Below are 26,286 nucleotides of genomic sequence, written 5' to 3'. Positions count from 1 at the left end.
GAGCCTAAGAAAATATCGCAGGCGATGTATTTATGCGTTGACGACGCCAAATCCGGCTATTAGTGTCCGCCACCATGAACACGATTATTATTCTTGTGGTACGGGCGCGCATGGGCAGGATGGTGTAACCATCCGGCGAAAGCTCCCATGCGCGAAAGACAGGCTCCCTCGGGGGCCTTTTTTATTATCCAAATCAGAAATGAAATGCAGACGGGAAGAGAACAATGACTGCAGATAAACGTGAGGCGGACGCAAACGCCGCAGAAACGCAGGAAGCAAGCAATCCGCGCGAAATGACCGGCGCGGAAATGGTCATTCAGGCTTTGATCGATCAGGGCGTCGAGAGCATCTTCGGTTATCCCGGTGGCGCTGTGCTTCCGATCTATGACGAGCTCTTCCAGCAGGACAAGGTTCAGCACGTTCTGGTGCGTCACGAGCAGGGCGCCGGACATGCGGCGGAGGGCTACGCGCGTTCGACCGGCAAGGTTGGGGTGATGCTTGTCACATCCGGTCCGGGTGCGACAAATGCGGTCACACCGCTTCAGGACGCCCTGATGGACTCCATTCCGCTGGTTTGCATTTCGGGCCAGGTGCCGACGACCCTGATCGGTTCCGATGCATTTCAGGAGTGCGATACGATTGGCATTACGCGCCCCTGCACGAAGCACAATTGGCTCGTGAAGGACGTCAACGATCTGGCGCGCATCCTGCACGAAGCCTTCCATGTCGCTTCCACCGGTCGCCCCGGTCCCGTCGTGGTTGACATTCCGAAGGATATCCAGTTCGCCAAGGGCATTTATACGCCGCCGGAAACTGCGCCGCGCACCAGCTACCGTCCGGTTCTCGACGGCAATGCGCAGGCAATTTCGGATGCCGTTCGTCTGCTCGTCAATGCGAAGAAGCCCGTCATCTATTCCGGCGGCGGCGTGATCAATTCCGGCCCGGCAGCTTCCCGTCTGCTGCGCGAGCTGGTGGAGATCAGCAATTTCCCGATCACCTCCACGCTTATGGGACTGGGCGCCTATCCGGCTTCCGGCAAGAATTGGCTCGGAATGCTCGGCATGCACGGCACTTATGAAGCCAACATGAGCATGCATGACTGCGACGTCATGCTGTGTGTCGGCGCCCGTTTCGACGACCGTATCACCGGGCGCCTGAACGCATTTTCCCCCAACTCGAAGAAGATTCACATCGATATCGATCCATCTTCGATCAACAAGAACGTTCGCGTCGACGTGCCGATCATCGGCGACGTTGCCCACGTTCTGGAAGACATCGTTCGTCAGTTCCGCGCTTCTGAGAGGAAACCGGAAAAGCAGGCAATCAGCGCATGGTGGGAGCAGATCGACCGCTGGCGCTCCCGCAATTCGCTCGCCTATGCGCCGAACCGGGACGTCATCATGCCGCAATATGCAATTCAGCGGCTGTATGAACTGACAAAGGATCGCAAGACCTACATCACCACTGAGGTTGGACAGCACCAGATGTGGGCTGCGCAGTTCTATGGCTTCGAGGAGCCCAACCGCTGGCTGACCTCCGGCGGTCTCGGCACCATGGGCTATGGTCTGCCGGCGGCGCTCGGCGTGCAGATCGCGCACCCTGATGCTCTGGTTATCGATATTGCAGGCGATGCATCCATCCAGATGTGCATTCAGGAAATGTCGGCTGCGATCCAGCACAATGCACCGATCAAGATCTTCATCCTGAACAACCAGTATATGGGCATGGTGCGCCAGTGGCAGCAGCTTCTGCATGGTAACCGTCTGTCGCACTCCTATACGGAGGCGATGCCGGATTTCGTGAAGCTGGCCGAAGCCTACGGCGCGCACGGCATCCGCTGTGAAAAGCCGGGTGATCTCGATGCCGCCATTCAGGAAATGATCGATATCGACAAGCCGGTTATTTTCGATTGCCGCGTGGCAAATCTCGCCAACTGCTTCCCAATGATCCCGTCGGGCAAGGCGCATAACGAAATGCTGTTGCCGGATGAAGCGACAGATGAAGCCGTTGCCAATGCAATCGATGCCAAGGGCCGCGCGCTCGTCTGACCCGGAGGAAAGAAATCATGAATGCACAGAACCTAGCTTCCGGATCGGCCTATTTCATCGCTGCCGAAACGCAAATGCCGGAAACGCACACGCTTGCCGTCCTCGTTGACAACGAACCGGGCGTCCTTGCCCGCGTGATCGGTCTTTTCTCCGGCCGTGGCTACAATATCGAAAGCCTGACGGTTTCGGAAACCGAGCACGAAAAGCACCTCTCGCGCATCACAATCGTGACGCGCGGCACCCCGCATGTGCTCGACCAGATACGCCACCAGCTGGCCCGCATCGTGCCGGTTCACCGCGTTGTCGATCTCAGTCATCGCGCCTCGGAACTCGGCCATGATCGTCCGGTGGAGCGTGAATTGGCATTGGTGAAGGTCGCCGGCAAAGGCGAGGCAAGGGCCGAGACGCTACGTCTGGCCGACGCATTCAAGGCCAAGGTGGTTGACGCGACGACAGATCATTTCATTCTGGAAATCACCGGCAAAACTGCCAAGATCGATCAGTTCATCTCGATCATGAAGCCGCTCGGTCTGGTTGAGACCTGCCGTACCGGCGTTGCGGCCATGAACCGGGGGCCGGAAGGCATGTAACAGCTTTCGAGAAGATCGATACAATATCGTTGAAAACCGGCACAATGTTTCGATTGTGCCGGTTTTTTATTGAGCTAATTTGTCCCTATAAATCGGGGCCATCCTATGTCTATCGAAATTTTTCTGGCGCTTCTCGTCTTCGCCTTCGTCTCATCCGTTACACCGGGGCCGAACAATCTGATGCTGCTGGCATCGGGTGTAAATTTCGGTTTCCGCCGCACCATTCCGCATATGCTGGGGATTGGCGTCGGCTTCTTCGTATTGCTCCTGGCGGTCGGCTTCGGCCTCGGCGCCTTGATCGAAACGGTGCCGTCATTCTATACGGCGCTGAAATTCGCCGGTGGCGCCTATATGCTTTATCTCGCATGGAAAATCGCCATGTCGCGCTCCATCGGAGAAGCCAGACATCGCGATAAGAGCGTGCCGATGACTTTCCTTCAGGCGGCAGCGTTCCAGTGGGTAAATCCGAAAGCGTGGGTGATGGCCGTCACCGGCATTGCCACCTATGCCACCCATGACAATTATTATGTTGCCGTGCTTCTGGTGAGCACTGCCTTCGCGATCGTGAACTTGCCGAGCGTGTCGGTCTGGGCGGGGTTCGGAACCTTGCTGCGCAACTGGCTTTCCGATCCTGTTCGGTTGAAATGGTTCAATCTTGTCATGGCTTTGCTGCTCGTGCTGAGCCTGTGGCCAATGCTGAAATAAGGATGAAGAGGCAGATGATGAACAAGCTTCCAACTTACGATGACGTGATCTCGGCCGCAAAGCAGATCGAAGGCCACGCTCACCACACGCCCGTATTCACATCGTCCACAATCGACCGTGAAACCGGCTCGCAGTTCTTTTTCAAGTGTGAGAATTTTCAGCGCATCGGTGCATTCAAGTTTCGAGGTGCGTTCAACGCTTTGTCACGGTTTACGGATGAGCAAAAGGCGCGGGGTGTGCTGGCTTTTTCGTCCGGCAATCATGCCCAGGCGATAGCGCTTGCAGCAAAATTACTCGGTATTGGGGCGACCATCATCATGCCGGAAGACGCGCCGCGCGCCAAGCTGGAAGCAACGCGAGGCTATGGTGCGAAGGTTGTAACCTATAACCGCTACGAAGAAGATCGCGATGCGATTTCAAGTCGGCTGGCGGAGGAGGGCGGGCTGACCCTCATTCCGCCGTTCAATCATCCCGATATCATCGCCGGGCAGGGGACTGCTGCCAAGGAGTTGATCGAGGAAACCGGCTCGCTCGATGCATTGTTCGTCTGTCTCGGCGGCGGTGGCCTGCTTGCGGGTTCGGCGCTGGCCGCGAAAGCCTTGTCGCCCGCTTGCGATGTCTACGGGGTGGAACCGGAGGCTGGAAATGACGGCCAGCAATCGTTCCGCTCCGGCAAGATAGTCCATATAGATGTTCCAAAGACGTTGGCGGACGGTGCGCAGACGCAGGCGCTGGGGGACATGACCTTTGCCATCATTCGCAACACCGTTCGCGATATTCTGGCGGTTGGCGACGATGAACTCGTGCAAGACATGAAATTCTTCGCCAGCCGGATGAAGATGATCGTCGAGCCCACCGGCTGTCTTGCTTTTGCCGGAGCGCGACAGATAGCGTCGAAGCTGCAAGGCAAGCGCGTCGGCGTCATCGTCAGCGGCGGTAACGTTGATCTCGACAGATTTGCAGCTTTGATGAGCAAAAACGTTTGATCACGGTTTGATCTTGTTTTCAGGCGGCGAATCCTGTCTGAAAGGATCATGCAGTTTTCACCGGAACAGGATCAGGCGCTGAAAGCCGTCGGGCATTGGCTCAAGGACGGTCGCAGCCCCATTTTCAGATTGTTCGGCTATGCGGGTACGGGCAAGACGACACTCGCCCGTTATTTCGCCGAGCATGTGGATGGCGATGTGCAGTTTGCTGCGTTTACGGGGAAGGCAGCTCAGGTGCTGCGTTCGAAAGGTGCTAGCAACGCCCGCACGCTTCATTCGCTCATCTATCGCCCGCGCGGTGAAGAAGCGATCGAGGACGAAACAACCGGCAAGACCTCCATTGCGCCGACCTTCTCGCTCAACCGGCAAAGCCCTGTCGCCAAAGCAGCGATGATCGTTGTGGACGAATGTTCCATGGTCGATGAAGCGCTGGGGCGGGATTTGATGAGTTTCGGCACGCCTATCCTTGTCCTTGGCGATCCGGGACAGTTGCCTCCGATTTCCGGTGGTGGGTTTTTCACGGAGCACGAGCCGGATTACCTGCTGACCGAAATTCATCGTCAGGCACAGGACAATCCGATCATCCGTATGGCGCTCGACGTGCGAGAGGGAAGGGAACTTCCCTATGGCGACCACGGCGCTGCGAAGGTTATCGGTAAAGGCGATGTCAATCAGGAAATGGTTCTGGCTGCCGATCAGGTGCTGGTCGGGACAAACCGAACGCGACGCCGCTACAATCAGCGCCTGCGGGAATTGAAGGGCTTCACTGCGGATTATCCGCAGGCCGGCGACAAGCTGGTTTGCCTTCGCAACGATCCTGCCAAGGGGCTTCTCAACGGATCATTATGGAAGGTGATGACCTCTTCCAAGGAAACCGTGAAGCCGGGCATCAACCTGCTTGTTACGCCCGAGGACGACGATCGCGGCGTTGCGAAGATCAAGCTGTTGAAGGCGCAGTTCGAAGATCCGGACAGTGAAATTCCGTGGCAGACCAAAAAGCGTTATGATGATTTCGATTATGGCTATGCCTTGACGGTTCATAAAGCGCAGGGCTCCCAATGGGACGAAGTGGTGCTTTTTGACGAAAGTTTTGCGTTCCGCGATACGCGTGAGCGCTGGCTTTATACGGCCATTACCCGCGCCGCCGAACGCCTGACTATCGTAAAATAATCATTCTTCCGTCGGTCTTGCGCCGAGCCATTCCCAGGCCTCGTTTTCTTCGTCCGCCTCAAAGGCACGGAGTTCTATCGAGAGGAACGGCTGCATGAGGGTTATGCTGGCCTGTATCCACAGTGGACCGCCCACGATAGCATAGCGGCGAAGCTTTTTGAGCGATTTGGCGCGCATGGACAACATACTCTCCGAAAACGCAGCGGTCCAGTCGAACCCCTCATAGCCGGTGAGACGGACCAGTAGATCGATTTCGTCGTGGGTTTCGTAAGCGGCATCGAGAAGTCCGTAGAGGTTCTCCAGCGATGCGTCGTCAAGATGTCCCTCGATTGCAAAGGCAAAAACGTCATCCCGGTTTGTTGGAATACGGCGAATGACGGGTATGTCCTCATTTCGCATCATAGACCTCCATCATTGATCAGATTCAAACGCCGAAGCGGGGTCAAAGGTTGCGTCGAGCGCCAAATTGATACGAACTGGAAAAGCTCTGCAAACCCAGTTTGTTACAACCAATTTGCGCGGTTGGGGATTGCAGACGTGGTGCGACGGCAAAACACTCACATTTTTCCATGGCAGGCGTTATAAAGCGGAATATTCATCCGGGAGTCTCCAATGCCTGCGAAATTATCGGTCAATCTCAACGCTGTTGCGATGCTGCGAAACCGGCGCGATTTGCCATGGCCAAGCGTTACCGGTCTGGGCCGCGCCGCACTCGCTGCAGGGGCCGCCGGATTGACAGTGCATCCGCGTCCAGACCAGCGTCACATCCGGTTTTCCGACCTCGGCGAAATACGCGCTTTGATCGATGACGAGTTTCCGCAGGCGGAGTTCAACATCGAGGGCTTTCCAAGCGAGGCATTTCTAGATCTCGTGGAGAAGCATCAGCCTGAGCAGGTGACGCTTGTGCCTGATGATCCGACACAGGCGACCTCTGATCACGGCTGGGATTTCGTATCGAAGTCTGATTTCCTCGCACCGATAGTCGCTCGCCTGAAAGCAGGTGGAATGAGGGTGTCGTTGTTCGCCGACCCCGATCCGTTGGGATACGAACGCGCAAAGGCTATCGGGGCGGACCGGGTGGAACTCTATACCGGCCCCTACGGCGCTACCTATGATGATCCGGCTGCCGCGGTGCACGAACTGGATCGTCTGGAAAAGGCTGCAAATGTTGCCACGGCGTTGGGATTGGCCATCAATGCCGGGCATGATCTGACAGTAGACAACCTACCCGCGCTTGTTAAACGTGTTCCTCAACTGAACGAAGTTTCCATCGGGCATGGATTGACAGCCGATGCCCTCATGTATGGGATGCCGACGGCGGTAAGCCGCTATATCGCGGCCTTGCGATAGATGTTATTCAATGCGCTTGATGCATGGCTGGGATTGGAGCTTTGCAAAAAGCGCATTTGCATTCGGATGCGACAAGCTATAGGCGTCCGCCACTATTCAGATGCGTTTGGGGGCGCGCAGGATCGTATGAGGGAAGCATTGAAGCAGTTCTCCGACGTCTGCTTTGCGCGCTGCGGCATTTGCAATGCTGTTGCATTCGTGCAGATTGCTACGTTCAGTCGACGCCATGACCATGATTGAAACTGGTTCCGGCAAGGCTTGGCAGCGATGCCGCAATTCGCAACTTTTTGCGAATACGCTCATTATCTCAATTCGATCCCAGTAACTCCAGCCAGAACGTTTTCAGGAAGTTGCGAGGTGCCTGCATATGAGCGGCGAGCTAAATGGCAATGACACGCCGATGCAGGCTGGTGTGCCTGCAGTCGGTGTTCCTGAAAGCGTTGCGTTTGCTGAAGATGCCGGGCAGCACAATGAGAGCATGAAGACGCTGGTGCTGGGAGCATTGGGTGTCGTCTATGGCGACATCGGCACCAGCCCTATCTACGCTTTTCGTGAAGCGCTTCATGCGGCGGCAAGTGACGGCATTCTCGCCCGCAGCGATATTCTGGGCGTCGTTTCGCTGATCTTCTGGGCGCTGACACTGGTTGTCACAATCAAATATGTGCTGTTTGTTCTGCGTGCAGACAATAATGGCGAGGGTGGCATTCTTTCGCTGATGGCCCTTGTCAGAAGTGCGTTGAAAGGCAGGCCGGACCTGATCCTGGGGGTAGGCATCTGCGGCGCGGCGCTGTTCTTCGGCGATGCAGTCATCACGCCTGCCATATCGGTCCTTTCGGCAATGGAAGGGCTGGAGATTGTCGCTCCCGATCTTACGCCTTTCGTGGTTCCCATAACCGTCGTTATTCTTGTGACGCTGTTCTCCGTACAGAAATTGGGAACGGGAAAGGTTGCCATCGTCTTCGGACCGATCATGGCATTGTGGTTCCTGGCGCTGGGCGCGTCGGGTCTATGGCATATTTTCGATGATCCTACCGTGATGGTGGCGCTCAATCCCTATTATGCGGTGCGCTTTCTGGCGGTCAGCCCCGGCATCGCATTCATTACGGTCGGCGCCGTGTTTCTCGCAATGACGGGCGCTGAAGCCCTTTACGCCGATCTCGGCCATTTTGGGCGCAGGCCAATTGTCCGGGCATGGCTCTGGATCGTTTTTCCATGCCTGCTGCTCAACTATTTCGGGCAGGCTGCGTTCATTCTTTCTCACGGTGAAGCGGCTGCGCTGCCGTTCTTCCAAATGATGCCAAGTTTCGCACTCCTGCCCATGGTGTTGCTTGCCACCGCTGCGACCGTGATAGCGAGCCAGGCGGTTATTACCGGCGCCTACTCCGTGGCGCGTCAGGCCGTTCAGCTCAACATTCTTCCGCGCCTGGAAATCCAGCACACCTCGGAAAAGCTGCACGGCCAGATTTATATCCCTCGCGTCAACCTGCTTCTGGGGCTGGCAGTGGTCATTCTGGTGCTCGGTTTCGAGAAATCCAGCAATCTTGCGGCGGCATATGGGATTGCCGTTACCGGCAACATGCTGGTTACGACGGTTCTGCTTTATATCGTCATGACCCGTATCTGGAACTGGCGTGTAAGCCGCGCCCTGCCATTTATTCTTGGCTTCCTTATCATCGACATTATGTTTTTCAGTGCGAACATCATCAAGGTTCACGAAGGCGGATGGGCGTCGATCGGTATCGCAGTGGTGCTGGTCCTCATCATGTGGACCTGGGTGCGTGGAACGCGCCACCTCTTTCACAAGACCCGCAAGGCTGAAGTTCCGCTGGACCTGATCGTCCAGCAAATGACCAAGCGTCCGCCTACCATCGTGCCGGGTACGGCTGTTTTTCTGACGGGCGACCCAAAAAGCGCTCCGACCGCCCTCATGCATAGCCTGAAACACTACAAGGTCCTGCACGAAAACAATGTCATATTGACGGTTGTCACCGCCTCGAAGCCATGGGTTTCGAGTGCCGACCGGGCACGGGTGTCCCAATATAACGAGCGCTTCATGCAGGTGACGCTCACTTTCGGCTATATGCAACAGCCTAACATCCCGCGGGCGCTCGGCATCTGTCGCAAACTCGGCTGGAAATTCGACATCATGACCACGTCTTTCTTCCTGTCGCGCCGGTCCCTCAAGGCATCCGCTCATTCCGGCCTGCCGCTCTGGCAGGACAAGCTGTTCATCCTGCTTGCGCGCACGGCATCAGACGCAACCGAATATTTCCAGATCCCGACAGGTCGAGTGGTGGAAATTGGAACGCAGGTAAACCTTTAAATCTGCTTGAACCGACAATTTTACAGGGCGCTTTCCCGGCTTCGGGAGGGCGCTTTTTGCGTTCTATGCGCGGCAAACTGAATTCTGCAGTAGCGAACTGTAATTTTCGAAAACACGCTTGACCGTGGCGGGAACAATAATTATGAATTGGGGAACCGTACCGTACGGTACAAGGTGGAGGAAAGACCCGTGACTGATACCACCGACGAATTGCAGGCTCAAAAGCAGCAGGCTCTTTCGCCGCGTCAGAACGATGTTCTGGAGCAGGCGTTGCGCCTTCTAGTGGAAGGCGGGGACCGCGCTTTGACGACCGCAAGTATTGCACGTGCTGCCAACTGCTCGAAGGAAAGCCTCTACAAATGGTTTGGTGACCGCGATGGCCTATTGACCGCGATGGTTCGCTGGCAGGCCTCGAAGGTTCGCGTTGTGCCGCTGACGCGTGAGAAGCTCGATGCGGAGTCCCTGTTTTCGAGTCTGGAGCATTTCGCGCGCGACTGGCTTCTGGTGCTGTCGGGGAAGACCTCGATTGCTCTGAACCGCCTTGCGGTGAGCCACGCAGCGTCCGCTAAATCCGCATTGGGCGATATCGTCCTGGCCAACGGCCCTGTGGCCATGGCCAAGCGTCTCAAGCCCATTCTGCATATGGGGCAGGAGGCCGGTTTACTGGCCTTCGACGATGTTGATGAGGCATTTCGCACGTTTTTCGGGCTCGTCGTCCGGGACATGCAAATACGGTTGCTGCTTGGCGACCATCTGGAACTGACTGACGACGTGGTCATCCGGGACGCCCGGCGCGCCACCAAGCAGTTTTTTGCCCTCTACGGGGCCTAATCACATCGGCGGACGCGAGAAAGCCGAAGAACAATCTGAACGAAGGGAATAAGGAAATGCGCGTTTACTACGATCGGGATGCAGACGTTAACCTGATCAAGTCGAAGAAGGTGGTTATCGTCGGTTACGGCAGCCAGGGCCGTGCCCATGCGCTGAACCTCAAGGATTCCGGTGCCGCTAACGTGCGCGTGGCCCTTCGTGAAGGTTCTGCGACTGCGAAGAAGGCACAGGCTGACGGCTTTGAAGTGATGAATGTTGCCGATGCCGCCAAGTGGGCCGACCTCATGATGATGGCAACGCCTGATGAGTTGCAGGCCGACATCTACAAGGAGCACATTCACGACAATCTTCGTGATGGCGCTGCTATCGCCTTCGCCCATGGCCTCAACGTCCATTTCGGCCTCATCGAGCCGAAGAAGTCGGTTGACGTCGTGATGATCGCGCCAAAGGGTCCAGGCCATACGGTTCGCGGCGAATACCAGAAGGGCGGTGGTGTTCCTTGCCTCATCGCCATTCACCAGGATGCCTCGGGCAACGCACACGATCTGGCGCTCTCCTACGCTTCGGGCGTCGGCGGCGGTCGTTCGGGCGTCATCGAAACCACCTTCAAGGAAGAGTGCGAAACCGATCTGTTCGGCGAACAGGCTGTTCTTTGCGGCGGCGTGGTCGAACTGATCCGTACCGGCTTTGAAGTTCTGGTCGAAGCTGGCTATGCGCCGGAAATGGCGTATTTCGAGTGCCTGCACGAAATGAAGCTGATCGTGGACCTGATCTACGAAGGCGGCATCGCCAACATGAACTACTCGATCTCGAATACGGCCGAGTGGGGCGAATACGTGACCGGCCCGCGCATCATCACTGCCGAAACCAAGGCTGAAATGAAGCGCGTCCTGAAAGACATCCAGACGGGCAAGTTCACGTCGGATTGGATGCAGGAGTGGAAGGCCGGCGCTGCCCGCTTCAAGGGTATCCGCCGCATGAACGATGCTCACCAGATCGAAGAAGTCGGCGGCAAGCTGCGTGCAATGATGCCGTGGATTGAAAAGAACAAGCTCGTGGACAAGGCTCGCAACTAAGAGACTTCAGCTTCCATTGTTCGATCAAGGGGGCGTTTCATGCGCCCCCTTAATAGTTGGCGTCCCAGAAGGCTTATGCGTTCGTTGCGAACGAAAAGAACTCAAATTCTGCGCCAGTTTTTCGTTTCATGCACTTAAAGGCCCAAAACAATTCCGAATATCTTTATTCCATAGAAGCATGGGAAAAGCTGTTCTCGTCTGCCGAAAAGTGCGCTAGAGCTTCACATCCAATAGCCAAGTTCTGAGGAGACTTCGCTATTACAAGTTCCGTAAAATCTACGGATAGTCTAATTGAGGAGATTTCCCGTGTTGGACTGGGAAAATGTATTTGCAACGCGCTCGAAACGTATGCGCGCATCAGAAATCCGCGAACTGCTGAAGCTTCTGGAACGTCCCGATATTATTTCGTTTGCGGGCGGAATTCCTGATCCGGCGCTTTTCCCGCATGACGAATTCCAGGCGGCCTATAAGGATATTCTTACCGGCCCCGAAGCCAATGCAGCGCTGCAATATTCCATTTCGGAAGGCTACAAGCCGCTGCGCACCTGGCTCGTGGGGGAGCTTGCCAAGATCGGCATTCCCTGCACGGAAGACAATGTGTTCATCACATCGGGTTCGCAGCAGGCTCTCGACTATCTCGGCAAGCTGTTCCTGTCGCCTGCCGACACGGCGCTCGTGACCGCACCGACCTATCTCGGCGCGCTCCAGGCCTTCAACGCTTACGAGCCCAATTACGATATACTGGCGATCAAGGGCAATCGCACGCCGGAATCCTATGCGCAGGCAGCGGAAAAAGCTGGCGGCCAGGTGAAGTTCGCTTATCTGTCTGCCGATTTCAGCAATCCGACCGGCGAAACCGTCGATCTTGCTGGCCGCGAGAAACTGCTCGCACAGGCGGATGAACTCGACATTCCGGTGATCGAGGACGCGGCTTATCAGTATCTTCGCTACAATGGCGATGCGATTTCGCCGATCCTGGCACTCGACATTGCCCGTAACGGCGGCGATATCGAGAAGACCCGCACCATCTATTGCGGTTCCTTCTCCAAGACGCTGGCTCCGGGCCTGCGCGTCGGCTATGTGGTGGCGTCGAAGCCGGTTATTCGCAAGCTTGTTCTGATGAAGCAGGCAGCGGACCTTCACTCTTCCACGATCAACCAGATCGCTATTCAGCGCGTTGCCAGCAGTGGCTTCGATGCTCAGGTAGCGAAGCTGCACAGGGTTTATAAGCACCGTCGCGACAAGATGCTCGAAGCGCTGGCGAAATATATGCCGGAGACCACGAGCTGGACGAAGCCTGAGGGCGGCATGTTCGTCTGGGTCACGGTGCCGGAAGGCATGGATGGAGCTGCACTGCTTGCCGCGTCCATCGATAGCGAAAAAGTCGCGTTCGTTCCGGGCCGCGCCTTCTTTGCTGACGGCAGCGGAGCCAATACACTGCGCCTCAGCTATTCCTGCGCCAATGACGAGATGATCGATGAAGGCATCAAGCGGCTTGGTCGCCTGATACGCGTTCACACAAAATCTGCCGCTGCCTAAGCCGCAGATGTAAAAGCCGGGTTCTGCCCCGGCTTTTTTTCTTACTGGAAGGGTGAATTGCAGCCCGTTCTCGGACCGGCTATCGGCTGGTAGGTGTTGTCGGATGTTCGATAGCTGCGATAGCGGTTCGAGCACCACTGGATATGGTTGCTGCTTGGACGCGCGCCGGCGGTCGGTGGCTGCATCGTGCGCCGATATTGCAGGGCATCGCCGTTCTTGTAATTTAATACGCCGTGTTCGGTAATATAGGTTCCGCTTTCCCGGCAAAGGGTCGAACCGTAGCAGTTACGGGCGCTCGGGTCGGTGCGATTGGCTCCCGCCTGACCGCCGATAATCAAAGGGCCGCTCGGTTTCAACGAGGGAAGATACTGGCTGTTGCGAAGTTCGACGGTTGACCCCGCACTCGCAATACCGGCAACGAAAAGTCCGGTCAGTATCGTCAGGTGCAGTAGGTTTCGCATCGTCTCGGCTCGCTTCAATGACGTTTCTCCCGGTATATGGGTATTTTTGAAACCCAAGTCACGGTTTCAGCAGAAATTTATTGGTTTCGGAATTCATCCTCTTGCCAATCGCCCGGCAAGCGGAGAGATTGCGCATGCATGTTTACAATAGCTACCTTCAATGTCGAAAACCTGATGCGCCGGTTCGATTTTTCCGGCTTTCGCAATGAATTGCATCAGGATCGCACCTTGCAACTCTTTGAAATCAGCGATGAGGCGCAATATCGCCTTCTCGAGCAGGCACGGGCCATTGCGCATGCCGACGATACGCGTCAGATGACGGCCCTTGCTATCGCCGAAACACGCGCCGACATTCTTTGCCTGCAGGAAGTGGACAACCTCGCTGCGCTGAATGCATTCGAGTATGGCTATCTTTTCAAGATGATAGGCCATGGCTTCCGGCATAAATACCTGATTGACGGAAACGACAGCCGTGGCATCGATGTCGCCGTTATGATGCGCGACACCACACGGGACGGCCAGCCCATTGAGGTTGATGAGGTCACAAGCTACGCCTACGTAACCTATAATGATTTCGGCCTGTACGAGCCTGCGCTCGGCGAACTCGGACTTGAAGCCCATGACCGCATTTTCAAGCGTGATTGCCTTAATGTGGATATCCGTATTGCCGGTAAGCCGCTGTCGCTTTTCGTGACACATCTCAAATCGATGACGGGCGCGCGCAACGGCTTTGATGGACGAACTTCCTCCTTGCCGGTACGTCGCGCGGAAGCGCGAGCGATACGCCGTATCATCGAAGACAAGTTCGGTCCCTCCAATGTTGCTGATCGCCGCTGGCTGATTTGCGGTGACTTCAATGATTATCGCGAGCGGATCATCATCGGAGGCGATGAATGGAACGGTTACGAATTCACGCCAATGGTCGAGGAAGAAAGTGCGCTCGACGTGCTTCTGGGAGACGGGTTTGCGGTCAACCTGGTCGAACGCCGCCCCGTGATGGACCGCTGGACGCTCTATCACACGCGCGGGCCGCAAGAGCGCCATCTCTGCCAGCTCGACTACATCATGGCGTCGCCTTCATTTGCGAAGAAGAATGAAAGGGCGGTTCCGAACATCGTTCGGCGCGGGCAGCCGTGGCGCACGATTTTTCCGCCTGGCCAGCAGATCGACCGCTATCCCCGAACCGGATGGGATCGTCCGAAGGCAAGCGATCATTGCCCGGTCGCAGTGACGCTGAATATGGTTTGAATGATGGAACAGGTCCGCGAAAACACCGTCCATATAATCGACCGTGCGGATGTGCGGGTCCTGCCCGGTCCTTTGCCATATACGGTGGAGAACAGCGAAGCGATTGCTTCGAACTGGACGAAAGAGCGGGCTGCGAACCCGACCTTGTTCGATGGTGAGTTTTATCTCGCTCCGCAAGCGGAATTGACGGGCGGTCTATTTAAAGCCGGTTTCAAGCGTACAAGTTTTGCGACGTTGATGCACTGGCGACGTGATGTATCGCAGGAACGTCCATGGCACATTTTCGGCGTCGGTGTGATTGTCTCCAGCGAGGGTCATCTGATCGCAGGCCGCATGGGAGTGCAGAATGCGGGAGCCGGAAGGGTTTATTTTCCGGCTGGCTCGATCGACGATAACGATATTGTCGACGGATATGTCGACTATGATGCCAATCGCAGGCGAGAGGTTCAGGAAGAAACCGGTCTCGATCTTCATGACGCCAGAGCGGAGCAGCAAATCAATCTCGTGACTGGCAATCGCAGCGTTGCGCTTTTCCGCCGTTATTATTTTGACGCGCCATCGACGGAGCTGGTGTCGCGGATCGAGCAGTACTTGGCTGATGAGGCCGAGCCCGAGCTGTCAGAGATCATTCCGGTGAAGGCAGCACGGGCGATGGGCGAGGCCACGCCGAGTTATGTGCGAGCCTTCGCGGACTGGCATTTTAACAATCTCTAAAACTTGGTCAGACTTGCAGATGACAGCGCCACGAAATTGTCTATGCTCGCAGATAACGCGCAGCATCAAGCATCGGAGTGAAATCGCCTTTGCAATTTGTCTTGTGAGCATGTCGTGGGGAGAATGAGGGATGAGTGAAGCCGCTGTTTCCGGCAGATTTTACGAGGTTTTCGACGTTTTCGCCGACAAGGCTCTGGCTGGAAATCCGCTGGCTGTGGTTCATGACAGCGAAGGTTTGAACGATACGCGCATGCAGTCCATCGCACGCGAGTTCAACCTTTCCGAAACGGTGTTCATTTTCCCGCCGAGCAATCCGGCGCACGAGGCGGCGGTGCGTATCTTCACGCCAGATTATGAGCTGCCCTTCGCTGGCCACCCTACAGTGGGCGCGGCGGTTTCGCTCGCCCGACGCCGCAAGACGGGGGATGAGACGGACAGGCTCGTCGCTCTGGAAGAGAAGGTCGGCATTGTTCGCTGTGGCGTGATACTTGGCGAGAACAGCGCTTTCGCCGAGTTCGATCTGCCCCGCCTTCCGGAACGGCTCGAGGTCAAGATCGAAAAGGAAGAGGCCGCCGCTGCAATCGGTCTCGGCACACACGAGATCGGATTCGAGAACCATGTGCCCGCCGTCTGGAGTGCGGGTACACCCTATTTGCTGGTGCCGGTCCATAATCTGATAGCGGCAGCGAAAGTGTCTATTGATCCGGTCTATGTCAATGAAAGCCTGCCGCACGTCGATGGCCGTCCCTTGCCGATTTATGTCTATTGCCGCGAAACAATTCTGTTCGACAGCAATTTCCATGCACGCATGTTTGTAACGGGCGCCAATGTCTATGAAGATCCGGCTACCGGTTCTGCAGCGGCGGCCTTTGCAGGCATGATCCAGAAAAACGACAAGCCTGTTGATGGTAGTTCGCAGTGGTGGATCGAGCAAGGTATGGAGATGGGGCGGCCTTCGCGGATTCGCCTTGAACTGGACGTTGCCAAACAGCAGCTTACAGGTGCCCGGATCGGCGGAACCGCAGTCAAGATCGCGGAAGGACGTCTCTTCATCTGATAAAATTACCGCCCCTGCGCTTTGATTACGGTCAAAGCTGGAACGCTGCCCTATGTTAACCTGTCGGCAGACAAGCGAACGGCGGAGCTGAGCCATGATGATCAGGGAAATGTCGGATTACGATATCCGGAACATGATACAGCACACCCAGCTGGGGCGGCTGGCTTACGTTCTCGACAATCGCCCGTATATCCTACCACTGAGTTTCCGGTTTAGCGGCGGTTCACTCTATTGTTTTACGACCGAGGGCCATAAAACCGACGCCTTGCGCAAGAACGATGCGGTTTGCATCCTTTTCGATCAGATTGAATCCCGGACCAGCTGGCGCACCGTAGTGCTGAACGGCCGATATCGGGAGATCGAACGCGAAGACGAGAAAAACTCGATCGTCGCGCTCATGGCTTCGGAGCCAACCTGGTGGGAACCCGCCTACACAAAAACGGTTGCCAAAGACGGTCACGAACGCAAACTCGCACCGGTCTTTTTTCGCGTTGATATCGAAAGCGCAACAGGTCATCAGGCCAGCTGAAATAAGGGCCGGCATTTCAGGCCGGGCTCGACTTCGTGTTACTTTACGACCAGAACCGGTGTGTTGCCGCGGGTCAGGACTTCATGGGTCTGACTGCCTAGAAGCATGCCCTTCAGTCCGCGACGACCATGGGAAGCCATGACGATGAGATCGTTGCGCAGTTCCTTGGCTGTCTCAATGATGGATGTCGCCGGATGCGGGGCAACCTCATGCAGCGTATGAACTTCAACTTCCGCTTCCTTCGCCAGTTCGCGCGCACGGGCGAGGGATTTATCGGCATATTCGTTCCATTCCTGCTCGAAACGCTCGATGAAAGCAGGGCTATCGGTCCAGCCGCCGGGAAGCCCCGAAACCGAATAGGGCGCGGTCACCGTCAACACTGTAACCTTCGCACCAACGCTATGCGCCAGCTTAAATGCGTGGACAAGCCCGCGCTCTGCAAACTCCGACCCATCGGTCGTGACGAGAATATTCTTGTACATGTTGCCCTCGCTGTCGGTTTTCAATCTTTAACCTAATGTTTTAAACAGCCATATCAAACCCCTTGCCTGACAAGTTGTTTAGATGGAACGAATTCATGCCCCTCGATTGCGATGCATTTCATGCCAGCTGGATAGCGACGGTCCTCAATCTCGATTGGCCGTCGCGCAGTTCCTCTCGGATCGAGGACGATGCCGAACGTGTAAAGCGCCAGAAAGAAGAACTTGTCAGGCTTTTTGACGAAGCGGCCGAGCACGGTATCAACGCCGTCATTTATCAGGTTTCGCCCACTGCCGATGCGTTTTACCAGTCAGCCTATTTGCCGTGGTCGTCCTATCTGACGGGAACGCTAGGCAAAGATCCGGGCTTCGATCCGCTGAAATTTGCGGTTCAGGAAGCGCATAAGCGGGGCATCGAGCTGCACGCGTGGTTGAACCCCTATCGCGTTTCGATGGATACAAAGCCGTCGACCCGCAAGGAGTTGCGAAATTCGTCGAAGGAGTCGCCAGCCAGCGTTTATAAAACCCACCCGGCCTGGGTTGGCGTATCGGCGGATCGTTATGTTCTCGATCCCGGCATTCCGGCCGTTCGCGAATGGGTGACGAATGTTACCGCTGAGGTTGTTCAGAAATATGATGTCGATGGCATTCAGTTCGATGATTATTTCTACTATGAAACTGCATCGTCGAGACTCGATGACGATAAATCCTATGCACAGTTCGGGACGCGTTTTTCGAGCAAATATGAATGGCGTCGCTACAATACCCATACGCTGGTGCGGCAGATTTCAGACAAGATAAAATCAATCAAACCGAATGTTCGTTTCGGCATCAGTCCGAGCGGCGTCTGGCGCAATGCCGCTGACGATCCGCGCGGTTCTGCAACCCGCGCCGGGAAAACCAATTACGATGGAGATTTCGCCGACACCCGGCGCTGGGTGAAGGAGGGGATGATCGATTATATTGCGCCGCAGATTTACTGGTCCTTCGGAAGGAAGGAAGCGTCCTACGGGACGATTGCCAGATGGTGGGCGGAGACGGTTCGGGGGACGAAGACTGACCTTTATATCGGTCTGGCGCTTTATCGAGCCGGCGCCGGGACTACACTGGAGCCCGGATGGCAGGCTGGCGATGGCGTGACAGAAATCAAGCGCCAGCTCGAACTCAATGATGCATTGCCGGAAGTGAAGGGAAGCATTCTATTCCGTCAGGGGTTTCTCTCCGATCCGAAGCTCGGAGCTGTCTCGAACTATCTGAAGAAGACATGGGGCAAATGCAGGCCACGAAAAACTGACTGGGAAAAACGACCATAGTTCGCGGAATTGTCTCCTGTTTGATTGAAATCAAAGAGCTTCGTTTGAGCGGGTGCTAACTAGCCATCGTTGCCGGGTTCCACCAGAGCCGGTGACCCGGGGTGCCGAGGCCCTACTCGAAAGGCACCCCGGCTAAATCAATCTGTCGAGCGCATGAGCGCGATCTTTCTGCAACGTCGCCTGTCGGCAGCCAGCGGGTGCTGTCGGCGTTGCTCCCCTCTGTTTCATCAAATCAGCACCCGCGTCTCCAACGACATCGATGTTTTAGCTGTTCTTGATCCTAATCAAGGCGAACGGTTTCGGCGATGGCTAGAGCAGATCCAGCCGGGAGTTTGCGATTCTGGATCGCTTCCCCCAATTCACCGGTTGCTAAATGAGAAGGTAGTTCCATATCCCCCAAAGAAGGTTCCGGTCCATGCCGGAGGCGGGGCGGTGGGGATGACGAAAACCCTCGCAGACAGCGACCGCTTGCCGATGCTTCGTTTGAAGACGGTATCGTGACGACGATGGCAATGAGGGTGGTTCATTATGGCTTTCAACCGCAAGCAATGGATACTGGCTGGAGCGATTATCGTCCTTGCCGCAGGCGCCTATTACGCCTGGAAATCGCTGAACGGAGACGGGCTGCCGGAAGGCATCGCCCGGGGTAACGGCCGCATCGAGGCAGTTGAAATCGATATTTCAACGAAGAGTCCGGGGCGCATCCGCGAAATCCTCGTCGACGAAGGCGATTTCGTACAGGCAAATGACATCCTTGCACGCATGGATACGGACCAGCTTGAAAGCCAGCTCAAACAGGCCGAAGCGCAACTGCGCCGAGCCGAGATCGGTATCGAGACGGCACGGAGCCTGGTCACACAGCGCGAAGCCGAACACACGGCTGCGGAAGCGACAGTGGCGCAGCGGGAAGCGCAGCTCGATGCCGCGCAACGACGTCTGGCCCGCTCCCAGCAATTGACGCAAACACGCACGATTTCTCAGCAGGTTCTTGACGACGATCGCGCGACTGCGCAGGGAGCAGAGGCAGCGGTCGGTGCAGCCAGAGCACAGCTTGCCGCCACGGAAGCCGCCATCGGCGCCGCAAAGGCGCAGGTCATCGATGCCGAGGCATCGGTAGAGGCCGCCAGGGCGGCAATCGCCAGTATTCAGGCAGATATCAATGACGCTACCCTGAGGGCCCCGAAACCGGGGCGCGTCCAGTATCGCGTCGCCCAGCCGGGCGAGGTGCTTTCCGCCGGCGGACGGGTGCTCAACCTTGTCGATGTCAGCGATGTTTATATGACCTTTTTCCTGCCGACTGCTCAAGCAGGGCGGGTCGCCATTGGTGCCGAGGCCCGGATCGTTCTCGACGCCGCGCCGCAATATGTCATTCCTGCGAATATTAGCTTTGTGGCCGATGTTGCCCAGTTCACGCCCAAGACCGTGGAAACGGAGGAGGAGCGCCAGAAACTGATGTTCCGCGTTAAGGCGAAGATCTCGCAGGAACTGCTTCAAAAATATATTCAGCAGGTAAAAACGGGACTTCCGGGCATGGCCTATGTCAAGCTTGATCCCAATGCCGAGTGGCCGCAGCATCTTGCGGAAACCGTGAAATGAATGATGTTCCGGTCAAAGCTGGCGCTAGCGACGACAGCTTTGTCGTCCGGGCGCAAGACGTAGGATTGTCCTACGGAAAAACCCGCGCGCTGCGGGAGATCAACCTCGATGTTCCGGCAGGTTGCATGGTCGGGCTGATCGGGCCTGACGGGGTGGGCAAGTCGAGCCTGTTATCGCTGATCGCCGGGGCCCGGACGGTGCAGCAGGGCCATATCGAGGTCCTGAACGGTGATATTTCCGATAAGCGGCATCTTCAGTCCGCCTATCCGCGCATCGCCTATATGCCGCAAGGGCTTGGAAAGAACCTTTATCCGACGCTTTCGGTATTCGAAAATATCGATTTTTTCGGACGGTTGTTTGGACATAACCGGAAAGAGCGTGAGCGGCGTATTGCCGATCTTCTGGCACGAACCGGCATGTCGCCCTTCGCGGACCGTCCGGCGGGCAAACTTTCCGGCGGCATGAAGCAGAAGACAAGCCTCTGCTGCTCGCTGATCCATGATCCGGACCTGCTCATACTTGATGAGCCGACGACCGGTGTCGATCCACTATCCCGGCGTCAGTTCTGGGAATTGATCGACGATATCCGCAAGGATCGTCCGGGAATGAGCGTCATCGTTGCCACGGCCTATATGGAAGAAGCCGAACGCTTCGACTGGCTTGTCGCGATGAATGACGGGCAGATACTGGCGACGGGCACGCCGCAGGAATTGCTGCAGCGTACCAATACTCCCAATCTCGATGCTGCCTTTATCGCGCTTTTGCCGGAAGAATTGCGGAAAGGGCATCACGACATCGAAATCCCAAAGCGTGAATTCGGCGACGATGCCGAAATCGCAATCGAGGCGCAAAACGTCACTGTTCGCTTCGGCAATTTCACGGCAGTGAATGACGTGAGTTTTCGAATCCCGCGTGGCGAGATTTTCGGCTTTCTGGGCTCCAACGGTTGTGGCAAGACCACGACCATGAAAGTCCTGACGGGGCTGTTGCCCGCCAGTGAGGGCACAGCGCTGCTGTTCGGGCGTGAGGTCGACCCGAAGGATATCGATATACGCCGCCATGTCGGATATATGTCCCAGGCGTTTTCACTTTACTCGGAATTGACCGTTCGCCAGAATCTGGAGCTTCACGCCAAGCTGTTCGAGATGGCGGACGACCTGACCGAACGCCGGATCAAGGAATTGACCGAACGTTTTGATCTTACAGAGGTCATGGATTCCTTGCCCGACGCCCTGCCGCTTGGTATCCGCCAGCGGCTCTCACTGGCTGTGGCTTTGATCCATTCGCCCGATATCCTTATTCTCGATGAGCCGACATCTGGTGTCGACCCGGTCGCGCGTGACGCCTTCTGGCAAATCCTTGCCGATTTGTCGCGCAAGGACAATGTCACCATTTTTGTCTCCACCCACTTCATGAACGAAGCGGAACTCTGCGACCGCATTTCGCTGATGCATGCGGGCAAGGTGTTGATTAGCGATACCCCCAAGGCGATTACCGAAAGTCGCCATGCGGAAACTCTGGAGGAGGCCTTCGTCGCTTATCTTCAGGATGCTATTGGCGAAACAGGACAGCCCGCGCAATTGCCCGCAGTCCTGCCGGATCAAGCGGCAAAGGCAGATGAATCGCATCAAAAGAAGGCTTCAAGCTGGTTGCCGGACCTGCGACGGATGCTGGCCTATACGCGGCGCGAGGCGCTGGAATTGAAGCGCGATCCGATCCGTGCAACGCTTGCTATCCTTGGCAGCGTTATCCTGATGTTTGTCATCGGCTATGGCATCAACATGGATGTCGAGAATCTGAAATTCGCTGTTCTCGACCGGGACGACACGACGATCAGCCGTAATTATGTCCAGCAGATTGCAGGTTCGCGTTATTTTTCCGAACAGGCTCCGATAACCGATTATGACGATCTCGACCGGCGAATGCGCGAGGGGGAAATTAGCCTCGCCATCGAAATACCGCCGAATTTCGGCGCAGATGTCATGCGCGGACGCCCGGTGGAAATCGCCGCGTGGATCGACGGCGCGATGCCAACCCGCGCGGAGACAATCAAAGGCTATGTTCAGGGGATGCATGCCAATTGGCTGACGCAGAAAGCGCGTGAGCTTTATGGACGCGCGGCGACTGTCGGCAGTTTCAACCTGGAAATCCGCTACCGTTATAATCCCGATGTGCAAAGCCTCGTGGCCATGGTGCCGGCGGTCATTCCGCTTCTGCTGCTGATGATCCCGGCGATGCTGGCGGTGCTAAGCGTAGTCCGTGAAAAAGAACTGGGTTCCATCATCAATTTCTACGTGACGCCAGTGACGAAATTCGAGTTTCTGTTCGGCAAGCAATTGCCGTATATCGGGCTGGCGTTTCTCAATTTCCTGATGCTGACTGCCTTTGCAGTCTTCATTTTTCGGGTACCGTTTACGGGCAGCTTCCCAACCTATGCGTTGGCGGCATTGCTCTATGTCACGATCGCGACCGGAATGGGGCTGGTGCTGTCCACTTTCATGAACAGCCAGATCGCTGCAATCTTCGGCACGGCGCTGCTGACACTCATTCCGGCGGTGCAATATTCCGGCATTATTGACCCTGTGTCGTCGCTGCAAGGCGCGGGCGCTTTCATCGGCAAAATCTATCCTGCAACGCATTTCGTGACCATTTCGCGTGGCGTTTTCTCCAAGGCATTAGGATTTGCCGATCTCGCAGGGTCGTTTCTGCCCTTGTTGATCGCGGTGCCGGTACTCATGGCGCTCGCCATCATTCTTCTCAAGAAACAGGCGGGCTGAGATGCGGATATCCAACATAGTCCACCTTGGTGTGAAAGAACTGCGGGGCCTCGCACGCGACCCGATGCTGCTGATCCTCATCGTCTATGCCTTTACGCTTGCGATCTACACGGCTTCCAAGGCGATGCCCGAAACGCTCAACAATGCGGCCATAGCGATTGTCGATGAGGATCAGTCACCCGTTTCGGCCCGCATCACGACAGCGTTCTATCCGCCATATTTCGTACCTCCGAAACTCATTTCATCTTATGAAATGGATGCCCGGATGGATGAAGGTCTGGACACGTTCGCGCTCAACATCCCGCCCAATTTTCAGCGGGATCTTCTGGCGGGGCGTTCCCCGACGATCCAGCTTAATGTCGACGCGACGCGGATGAGCCAGGCCTTTACCGGGGGAGGATACGTGCAAGCAATTGTGACGAGCGAGGTGAACGAATTTCTCAATCGCTATCGCGGCAGCGCACAAACACCCGTCGAACTCAATCTGAGGGCGAGATTCAATCAGGATTTGAACAAGGGTTGGTTCGGGGCGATCAACAATGTGATTTCGTCGGTGACGATGCTGTCGATCATTCTGACGGGCGCAGCCCTTATTCGAGAGCGCGAACACGGAACCATAGAGCATCTGCTGGTGATGCCGGTAACGCCCGTCGAAATCATGGTCAGCAAAATATGGTCTATGGGGCTGGTCGTCCTGATTGCTTCAGCTTTTGCCTTGGTCGTGGTGGTGCAGGGACTGCTCGCTGTTCCCATCTATGGATCGGTGTCGTTGTTCCTCGTCGGTGCGGCGCTGCAGCTTTTTGCGACGACCAGTCTTGGTATCTTTCTGGCGACCGCGGCTGGTTCCATGCCGCAGTTCGGAATGCTGCTGATGCTGGTACTTCTGCCATTGCAAGTGCTTTCAGGAGGCACAACCCCTCGTGAAAGCATGCCTGAGATCATCCAGACGATCATGCTGGCTGCGCCAAACACGCATTTCGTCATATTGGCGCAGTCGATCCTGTTTCGCGGTGCAGGGCTAAGCGTCGTGTGGCCGCAGTTTCTGGCCCTGATAGTGATCGGCTCGTTGCTTTTCTACTTCGCGCTCCAGCGTTTCCGTGCGTTCCTGCGATAGGAAAATTCTTTGAAAACAGGAGGCTGAATCCATTCCTTGCCAATGTGATTCAGTTTTCTCTCCCGGATTGCGCTTCGTCGCAGTTGCGAATCCTTAACCATGTTGCTATCGCAATCATCAGGAAACGGTTCCGCTGTTCAGGCGGATGAAAAGGGAACACGGTGAAGCCATTCGGGCTGATGCCGCGACTGCCCCCGCAACTGTAACCGGAGAGCTATCCTCCACAGCCGTGCAAGCGGTGAAAGCCACTGAAAGCTATCGTGCGATCGGGAAGGCGGCGGAAAAGCGATGACCCGGAAAGTCAGGAGACCTGCCGTATCCGGTCACCCATGCATGGATACGGGGTGTGTCCAGGCGCGGCTGTCCGTGGCGGTGACATTGTTGAAATGTTGCCGCCGGGAAGAAGGGCGTATCACGCCACTATCACTTCAACCTGCGGTGAGAGGAAAAGCCGGTCATCGGTCCTCCGATACGGCAGGTTGAGGAAAAAATGCATCTTTTGAAATCATCGGTTCTATTGGTATCGGCCAGTGTTCTTGCACTACCGTCTGTGACGCTTGCGCAAAACCTGCCGGAAAGCGAGGGCAGCGTCGTTCTCGATACAATCGTGGTCACGCCATTGCGCCGCGCGTCTTCACTGCAGCGCTCAACATCATCGGTGACTGTCATCGATTCCGCGGATATCGAGCGGTCGGCCGCTCCCGATCTGCAGTCACTGCTGAAATCCTATAACGGTATTTCCATCAAGACGAATGGCGGACAGGGCTCTTCGGCTGGTATCTTCATTCGTGGGATGTCCGCCACGCAAACGGTCGTGCTGGTCAATGGCGTGCGCACCGCGTCCGCGACAAGCGGCGCAACGGGATTGGCGAATATTCCCCTGAGCTCAATCGACCGCATTGAGATCGCAAAAGGCCCTCATTCTGCCCAGTATGGCGCCGACGCCATGGGTGGCGTGGTCAATATCATTACCAAGCAGGGTGGCGCCTGTGGCGAGCGTTCCTGGTGCGGCAGTCTTTCTACCGGGGTCAGCCATCCATGGGGCGGCTATGTTTCCGGTTCCGTTCAGGGGCGCAGCAAAGATGGTGTCGATTACGCTTTCGGCGCGGCCATCACCGGCACGCAAGGATATGACTTCACCACATCGGATGCGTACGGTCATGAGCCTGACCGCGATGGATTTCTGCAGGGCTCCTTCAACTTTGCGCTGGCGAAGGATTTCGACTGGGGTAGGATTTATGCAGATGGTCTCTTCAGCCGGGGGCGTAACCAGTATGACGCCAAAGCGCCTTCGCCGAACCAGGCTGACAGCACGGCATTTAACGGCAAGATCGGAACGCGGATCGATCATTCGGCGGACTGGTCGTCAACACTGGAATTCAGCACCGGTATCGACAATAGCCGTAACTTCCGCAAGGGCGTGAACGGATCTGACCGGTTTGAAACCAGGCGTTACGGGGTCTTTGGATCGACCGAGAAGAGCTTCGATACCGGCAACGTTGGTCATACGGTCACCGCTGGCGTGGAAGCCTATCGTGAGGAGATCAACACCACGGTTGCCTATGATGAAACCAGCCGCGACCTGGCTGCCGTGTTCGGTCAATATTCGCTGGAATATGAGGCGTTGCGCGTTGACGGTGGCATTCGCTATGACCACAACAGTCAATTCGGCAACGTCGCCACTTATAACCTTGGCGCAAGCTATGAAATTTTGCCGGATTTGGTGCTGAGGTCTTCTTACGCAACCGGTTTCCGTGCGCCGACATTTAATGATCTTTACTATCCGCTGTCGGGAAATCCTGATTTGAACCCCGAGAAATCGGGTTCTTATGAACTCGGTTTGAATTGGCGGATCAGCGCTCGCACCAGTCTGGATATGGCTTTCTACGATACCAGACTAAAGCAGGGCATCAGCTGGAGAGAAAACGAGCAAACACATCTCTGGTTGCCGGTGAACGTTGACCGAGCCCACATTACCGGTTTTGAAGCGACGCTCGACCACCGCTTCAACGACCAGTGGGGTGCCAAAGGCATGGTGGATTTCAAGCGGCCTATCGATGAAGACACCGGAAACGATCTTCCCTATCGTGAACGTTTCAAGGCGGCGGCTGAGGTCAATTTCACGCCGATTGAAAAGCTCGATCTGACTGCAAGATTGATCTACGGCGGCTCCCGCTACGCGGACGCTGCGAACAACAAGAAACTCGGTGACTATGTGACCGCTGATTTCGTGGCGCTCTATTCCATCGACAAGCAATCGCAACTGAAGTTTTCGGTCGAGAATATATTTGACAAGGACTATCAGTCCAGCTCTGGCTATATTGCGCCAGGACGTACGATCAATGTCGGATTGACCCGGAATTTCTGAGGCTGAACAGAG

The 26,286-nt window shown here is 56.1% G+C and carries 22 protein-coding genes and 1 riboswitch; of the genes, 19 read left to right on the top strand and 3 right to left on the bottom strand.

Annotated features, from left to right (window positions below):
* The first annotated feature begins 224 nt into the window (after nt 1-224).
* The 5 genes from OINT_RS07480 to OINT_RS23375 all read left to right on the top strand — a co-directional run bounded on the left by OINT_RS07480 (nt 225) and on the right by OINT_RS23375 (nt 5,499).
* Nucleotides 225-2,048, top strand: a complete 1,824-nt coding sequence (locus OINT_RS07480) for an acetolactate synthase 3 large subunit (protein WP_006467177.1) — start codon at nt 225-227, stop codon at nt 2,046-2,048.
* 17 nt (nt 2,049-2,065) lie between these two features.
* On the top strand, nt 2,066-2,638 hold the full coding sequence (gene ilvN / locus OINT_RS07475; RefSeq protein ID WP_006467176.1) for an acetolactate synthase small subunit: 573 nt from the start codon (nt 2,066-2,068) through the stop codon (nt 2,636-2,638).
* A gap of 105 nt (nt 2,639-2,743) precedes the next feature.
* On the top strand, nt 2,744-3,343 hold the full coding sequence (locus tag OINT_RS07470; RefSeq protein ID WP_006471697.1) for a LysE family translocator: 600 nt from the start codon (nt 2,744-2,746) through the stop codon (nt 3,341-3,343).
* 17 nt (nt 3,344-3,360) lie between these two features.
* On the top strand, nt 3,361-4,329 hold the full coding sequence (locus OINT_RS23380) for a threo-3-hydroxy-L-aspartate ammonia-lyase (RefSeq protein ID WP_006471698.1): 969 nt from the start codon (nt 3,361-3,363) through the stop codon (nt 4,327-4,329).
* Nucleotides 4,330-4,377: 48 nt separating this feature from the next.
* Entirely contained in the window at nt 4,378-5,499 is a 1,122-nt protein-coding gene (locus tag OINT_RS23375) for an ATP-dependent DNA helicase (RefSeq protein WP_006467174.1), read from the top strand.
* Here OINT_RS23375 and OINT_RS07455 read toward each other — a convergent pair whose 3' ends face one another.
* The gene (locus OINT_RS07455; RefSeq protein ID WP_031352391.1) at nt 5,500-5,898 is read right to left on the bottom strand and encodes a SpoIIAA family protein; all 399 of its coding nucleotides are present in this window, start codon (nt 5,896-5,898) and stop codon (nt 5,500-5,502) included.
* A 213-nt stretch (nt 5,899-6,111) separates the two neighbouring features.
* Between OINT_RS07455 and OINT_RS07450 the strand changes: the two genes are divergently transcribed.
* From OINT_RS07450 to OINT_RS07425, 5 genes are all read left to right on the top strand, one after another.
* On the top strand, nt 6,112-6,849 hold the full coding sequence (locus OINT_RS07450) for a pyridoxine 5'-phosphate synthase (protein ID WP_006467172.1): 738 nt from the start codon (nt 6,112-6,114) through the stop codon (nt 6,847-6,849).
* Between the two features lie 367 nt (nt 6,850-7,216).
* On the top strand, nt 7,217-9,172 hold the full coding sequence (locus tag OINT_RS07440) for a potassium transporter Kup (protein ID WP_006467170.1): 1,956 nt from the start codon (nt 7,217-7,219) through the stop codon (nt 9,170-9,172).
* Between the two features lie 189 nt (nt 9,173-9,361).
* The gene (locus tag OINT_RS07435) at nt 9,362-10,003 is read left to right on the top strand and encodes a TetR/AcrR family transcriptional regulator (protein WP_006471700.1); all 642 of its coding nucleotides are present in this window, start codon (nt 9,362-9,364) and stop codon (nt 10,001-10,003) included.
* Between the two features lie 56 nt (nt 10,004-10,059).
* Nucleotides 10,060-11,079 carry a ketol-acid reductoisomerase gene (ilvC, locus tag OINT_RS07430; RefSeq protein WP_006467168.1) on the top strand — a complete coding sequence of 340 codons (1,020 nt, stop codon included), beginning with the start codon at nt 10,060-10,062 and terminating at the stop codon, nt 11,077-11,079.
* Nucleotides 11,080-11,385: 306 nt separating this feature from the next.
* Nucleotides 11,386-12,618, top strand: a complete 1,233-nt coding sequence (locus OINT_RS07425) for an aminotransferase-like domain-containing protein (protein WP_006471701.1) — start codon at nt 11,386-11,388, stop codon at nt 12,616-12,618.
* Between the two features lie 41 nt (nt 12,619-12,659).
* Here OINT_RS07425 and OINT_RS07420 read toward each other — a convergent pair whose 3' ends face one another.
* Nucleotides 12,660-13,079 carry a BA14K family protein gene (locus OINT_RS07420; protein WP_022567682.1) on the bottom strand — a complete coding sequence of 140 codons (420 nt, stop codon included), beginning with the start codon at nt 13,077-13,079 and terminating at the stop codon, nt 12,660-12,662.
* 138 nt (nt 13,080-13,217) lie between these two features.
* Here OINT_RS07420 and OINT_RS07415 point away from each other — a divergent pair, with 138 nt between their 5' ends.
* The 4 genes from OINT_RS07415 to OINT_RS07400 all read left to right on the top strand — a co-directional run bounded on the left by OINT_RS07415 (nt 13,218) and on the right by OINT_RS07400 (nt 16,627).
* Complete coding sequence (locus tag OINT_RS07415; protein WP_006471703.1) at nt 13,218-14,327, top strand: endonuclease/exonuclease/phosphatase family protein; 1,110 nt, start codon at nt 13,218-13,220, stop codon at nt 14,325-14,327.
* 3 nt (nt 14,328-14,330) lie between these two features.
* Complete coding sequence (locus OINT_RS07410; RefSeq protein WP_031352393.1) at nt 14,331-15,041, top strand: NUDIX hydrolase; 711 nt, start codon at nt 14,331-14,333, stop codon at nt 15,039-15,041.
* 130 nt (nt 15,042-15,171) lie between these two features.
* A complete protein-coding gene (locus tag OINT_RS07405; RefSeq protein WP_006467163.1) occupies nt 15,172-16,098 on the top strand; it encodes a PhzF family phenazine biosynthesis protein in 927 nt (308 codons plus the stop codon).
* Nucleotides 16,099-16,192: 94 nt separating this feature from the next.
* The gene (locus OINT_RS07400; protein WP_006467162.1) at nt 16,193-16,627 is read left to right on the top strand and encodes a pyridoxamine 5'-phosphate oxidase family protein; all 435 of its coding nucleotides are present in this window, start codon (nt 16,193-16,195) and stop codon (nt 16,625-16,627) included.
* Nucleotides 16,628-16,665: 38 nt separating this feature from the next.
* Here the strand turns inward: OINT_RS07400 and OINT_RS07395 are convergent, their stop codons facing one another.
* Entirely contained in the window at nt 16,666-17,109 is a 444-nt protein-coding gene (locus OINT_RS07395; RefSeq protein WP_006471704.1) for a universal stress protein, read from the bottom strand.
* Between the two features lie 95 nt (nt 17,110-17,204).
* Between OINT_RS07395 and OINT_RS07390 the strand changes: the two genes are divergently transcribed.
* The 5 genes from OINT_RS07390 to OINT_RS07370 all read left to right on the top strand — a co-directional run bounded on the left by OINT_RS07390 (nt 17,205) and on the right by OINT_RS07370 (nt 26,274).
* Nucleotides 17,205-18,419 (top strand): glycoside hydrolase family 10 protein, encoded by a 1,215-nt coding sequence (locus tag OINT_RS07390; RefSeq protein WP_006471705.1) that lies wholly within the window; start codon nt 17,205-17,207, stop codon nt 18,417-18,419.
* Nucleotides 18,420-18,947: 528 nt separating this feature from the next.
* Nucleotides 18,948-20,015, top strand: coding sequence for an HlyD family secretion protein (locus OINT_RS07385; RefSeq protein ID WP_006467159.1), 1,068 nt, complete (start codon nt 18,948-18,950; stop codon nt 20,013-20,015).
* The gene (gene rbbA / locus OINT_RS07380) at nt 20,012-22,792 is read left to right on the top strand and encodes a ribosome-associated ATPase/putative transporter RbbA (RefSeq protein WP_006471706.1); all 2,781 of its coding nucleotides are present in this window, start codon (nt 20,012-20,014) and stop codon (nt 22,790-22,792) included. The genes OINT_RS07385 and rbbA overlap by 4 nt, the downstream gene beginning before the upstream one ends.
* Before the next feature lies 1 nt (nt 22,793).
* On the top strand, nt 22,794-23,906 hold the full coding sequence (locus OINT_RS07375) for an ABC transporter permease (protein WP_006467157.1): 1,113 nt from the start codon (nt 22,794-22,796) through the stop codon (nt 23,904-23,906).
* A 108-nt stretch (nt 23,907-24,014) separates the two neighbouring features.
* Nucleotides 24,015-24,238: riboswitch (cobalamin riboswitch) on the top strand.
* A gap of 158 nt (nt 24,239-24,396) precedes the next feature.
* The gene (locus OINT_RS07370) at nt 24,397-26,274 is read left to right on the top strand and encodes a TonB-dependent receptor domain-containing protein (RefSeq protein WP_006467155.1); all 1,878 of its coding nucleotides are present in this window, start codon (nt 24,397-24,399) and stop codon (nt 26,272-26,274) included.
* Nucleotides 26,275-26,286 lie beyond the last annotated feature (12 nt).

Source organism: Brucella intermedia LMG 3301, from assembly GCF_000182645.1.
Lineage (GTDB): Bacteria > Pseudomonadota > Alphaproteobacteria > Rhizobiales > Rhizobiaceae > Brucella > Brucella intermedia.
This window is presented reverse-complemented; position numbering and strand designations above follow the sequence as displayed.

Excerpts from the sequence above, each read along its gene's own strand:
- OINT_RS07420 (WP_022567682.1), bottom strand. The coding sequence starts at position 13,079 with ATGCGAAACCTACTGCACCTGACGATACTGACCGGACTTTTCGTTGCC.
- OINT_RS07470 (WP_006471697.1), top strand. The coding sequence starts at position 2,744 with ATGTCTATCGAAATTTTTCTGGCGCTTCTCGTCTTCGCCTTCGTCTCA.
- OINT_RS07455 (WP_031352391.1), bottom strand. The coding sequence starts at position 5,898 with ATGCGAAATGAGGACATACCCGTCATTCGCCGTATTCCAACAAACCGG.
- OINT_RS07410 (WP_031352393.1), top strand. The coding sequence starts at position 14,331 with ATGGAACAGGTCCGCGAAAACACCGTCCATATAATCGACCGTGCGGAT.
- OINT_RS07440 (WP_006467170.1), top strand. The coding sequence starts at position 7,217 with ATGAGCGGCGAGCTAAATGGCAATGACACGCCGATGCAGGCTGGTGTG.
- OINT_RS07480 (WP_006467177.1), top strand. The coding sequence starts at position 225 with ATGACTGCAGATAAACGTGAGGCGGACGCAAACGCCGCAGAAACGCAG.
- OINT_RS07385 (WP_006467159.1), top strand. The coding sequence starts at position 18,948 with ATGGCTTTCAACCGCAAGCAATGGATACTGGCTGGAGCGATTATCGTC.
- rbbA (WP_006471706.1), top strand. The coding sequence starts at position 20,012 with ATGAATGATGTTCCGGTCAAAGCTGGCGCTAGCGACGACAGCTTTGTC.
- OINT_RS07415 (WP_006471703.1), top strand. The coding sequence starts at position 13,218 with ATGTTTACAATAGCTACCTTCAATGTCGAAAACCTGATGCGCCGGTTC.
- OINT_RS07390 (WP_006471705.1), top strand. The coding sequence starts at position 17,205 with ATGCCCCTCGATTGCGATGCATTTCATGCCAGCTGGATAGCGACGGTC.
- OINT_RS23375 (WP_006467174.1), top strand. The coding sequence starts at position 4,378 with ATGCAGTTTTCACCGGAACAGGATCAGGCGCTGAAAGCCGTCGGGCAT.
- OINT_RS07395 (WP_006471704.1), bottom strand. The coding sequence starts at position 17,109 with ATGTACAAGAATATTCTCGTCACGACCGATGGGTCGGAGTTTGCAGAG.
- ilvN (WP_006467176.1), top strand. The coding sequence starts at position 2,066 with ATGAATGCACAGAACCTAGCTTCCGGATCGGCCTATTTCATCGCTGCC.
- OINT_RS07400 (WP_006467162.1), top strand. The coding sequence starts at position 16,193 with ATGATGATCAGGGAAATGTCGGATTACGATATCCGGAACATGATACAG.
- OINT_RS07375 (WP_006467157.1), top strand. The coding sequence starts at position 22,794 with ATGCGGATATCCAACATAGTCCACCTTGGTGTGAAAGAACTGCGGGGC.
- ilvC (WP_006467168.1), top strand. The coding sequence starts at position 10,060 with ATGCGCGTTTACTACGATCGGGATGCAGACGTTAACCTGATCAAGTCG.
- OINT_RS07450 (WP_006467172.1), top strand. The coding sequence starts at position 6,112 with ATGCCTGCGAAATTATCGGTCAATCTCAACGCTGTTGCGATGCTGCGA.
- OINT_RS07370 (WP_006467155.1), top strand. The coding sequence starts at position 24,397 with ATGCATCTTTTGAAATCATCGGTTCTATTGGTATCGGCCAGTGTTCTT.
- OINT_RS07405 (WP_006467163.1), top strand. The coding sequence starts at position 15,172 with ATGAGTGAAGCCGCTGTTTCCGGCAGATTTTACGAGGTTTTCGACGTT.
- OINT_RS23380 (WP_006471698.1), top strand. The coding sequence starts at position 3,361 with ATGAACAAGCTTCCAACTTACGATGACGTGATCTCGGCCGCAAAGCAG.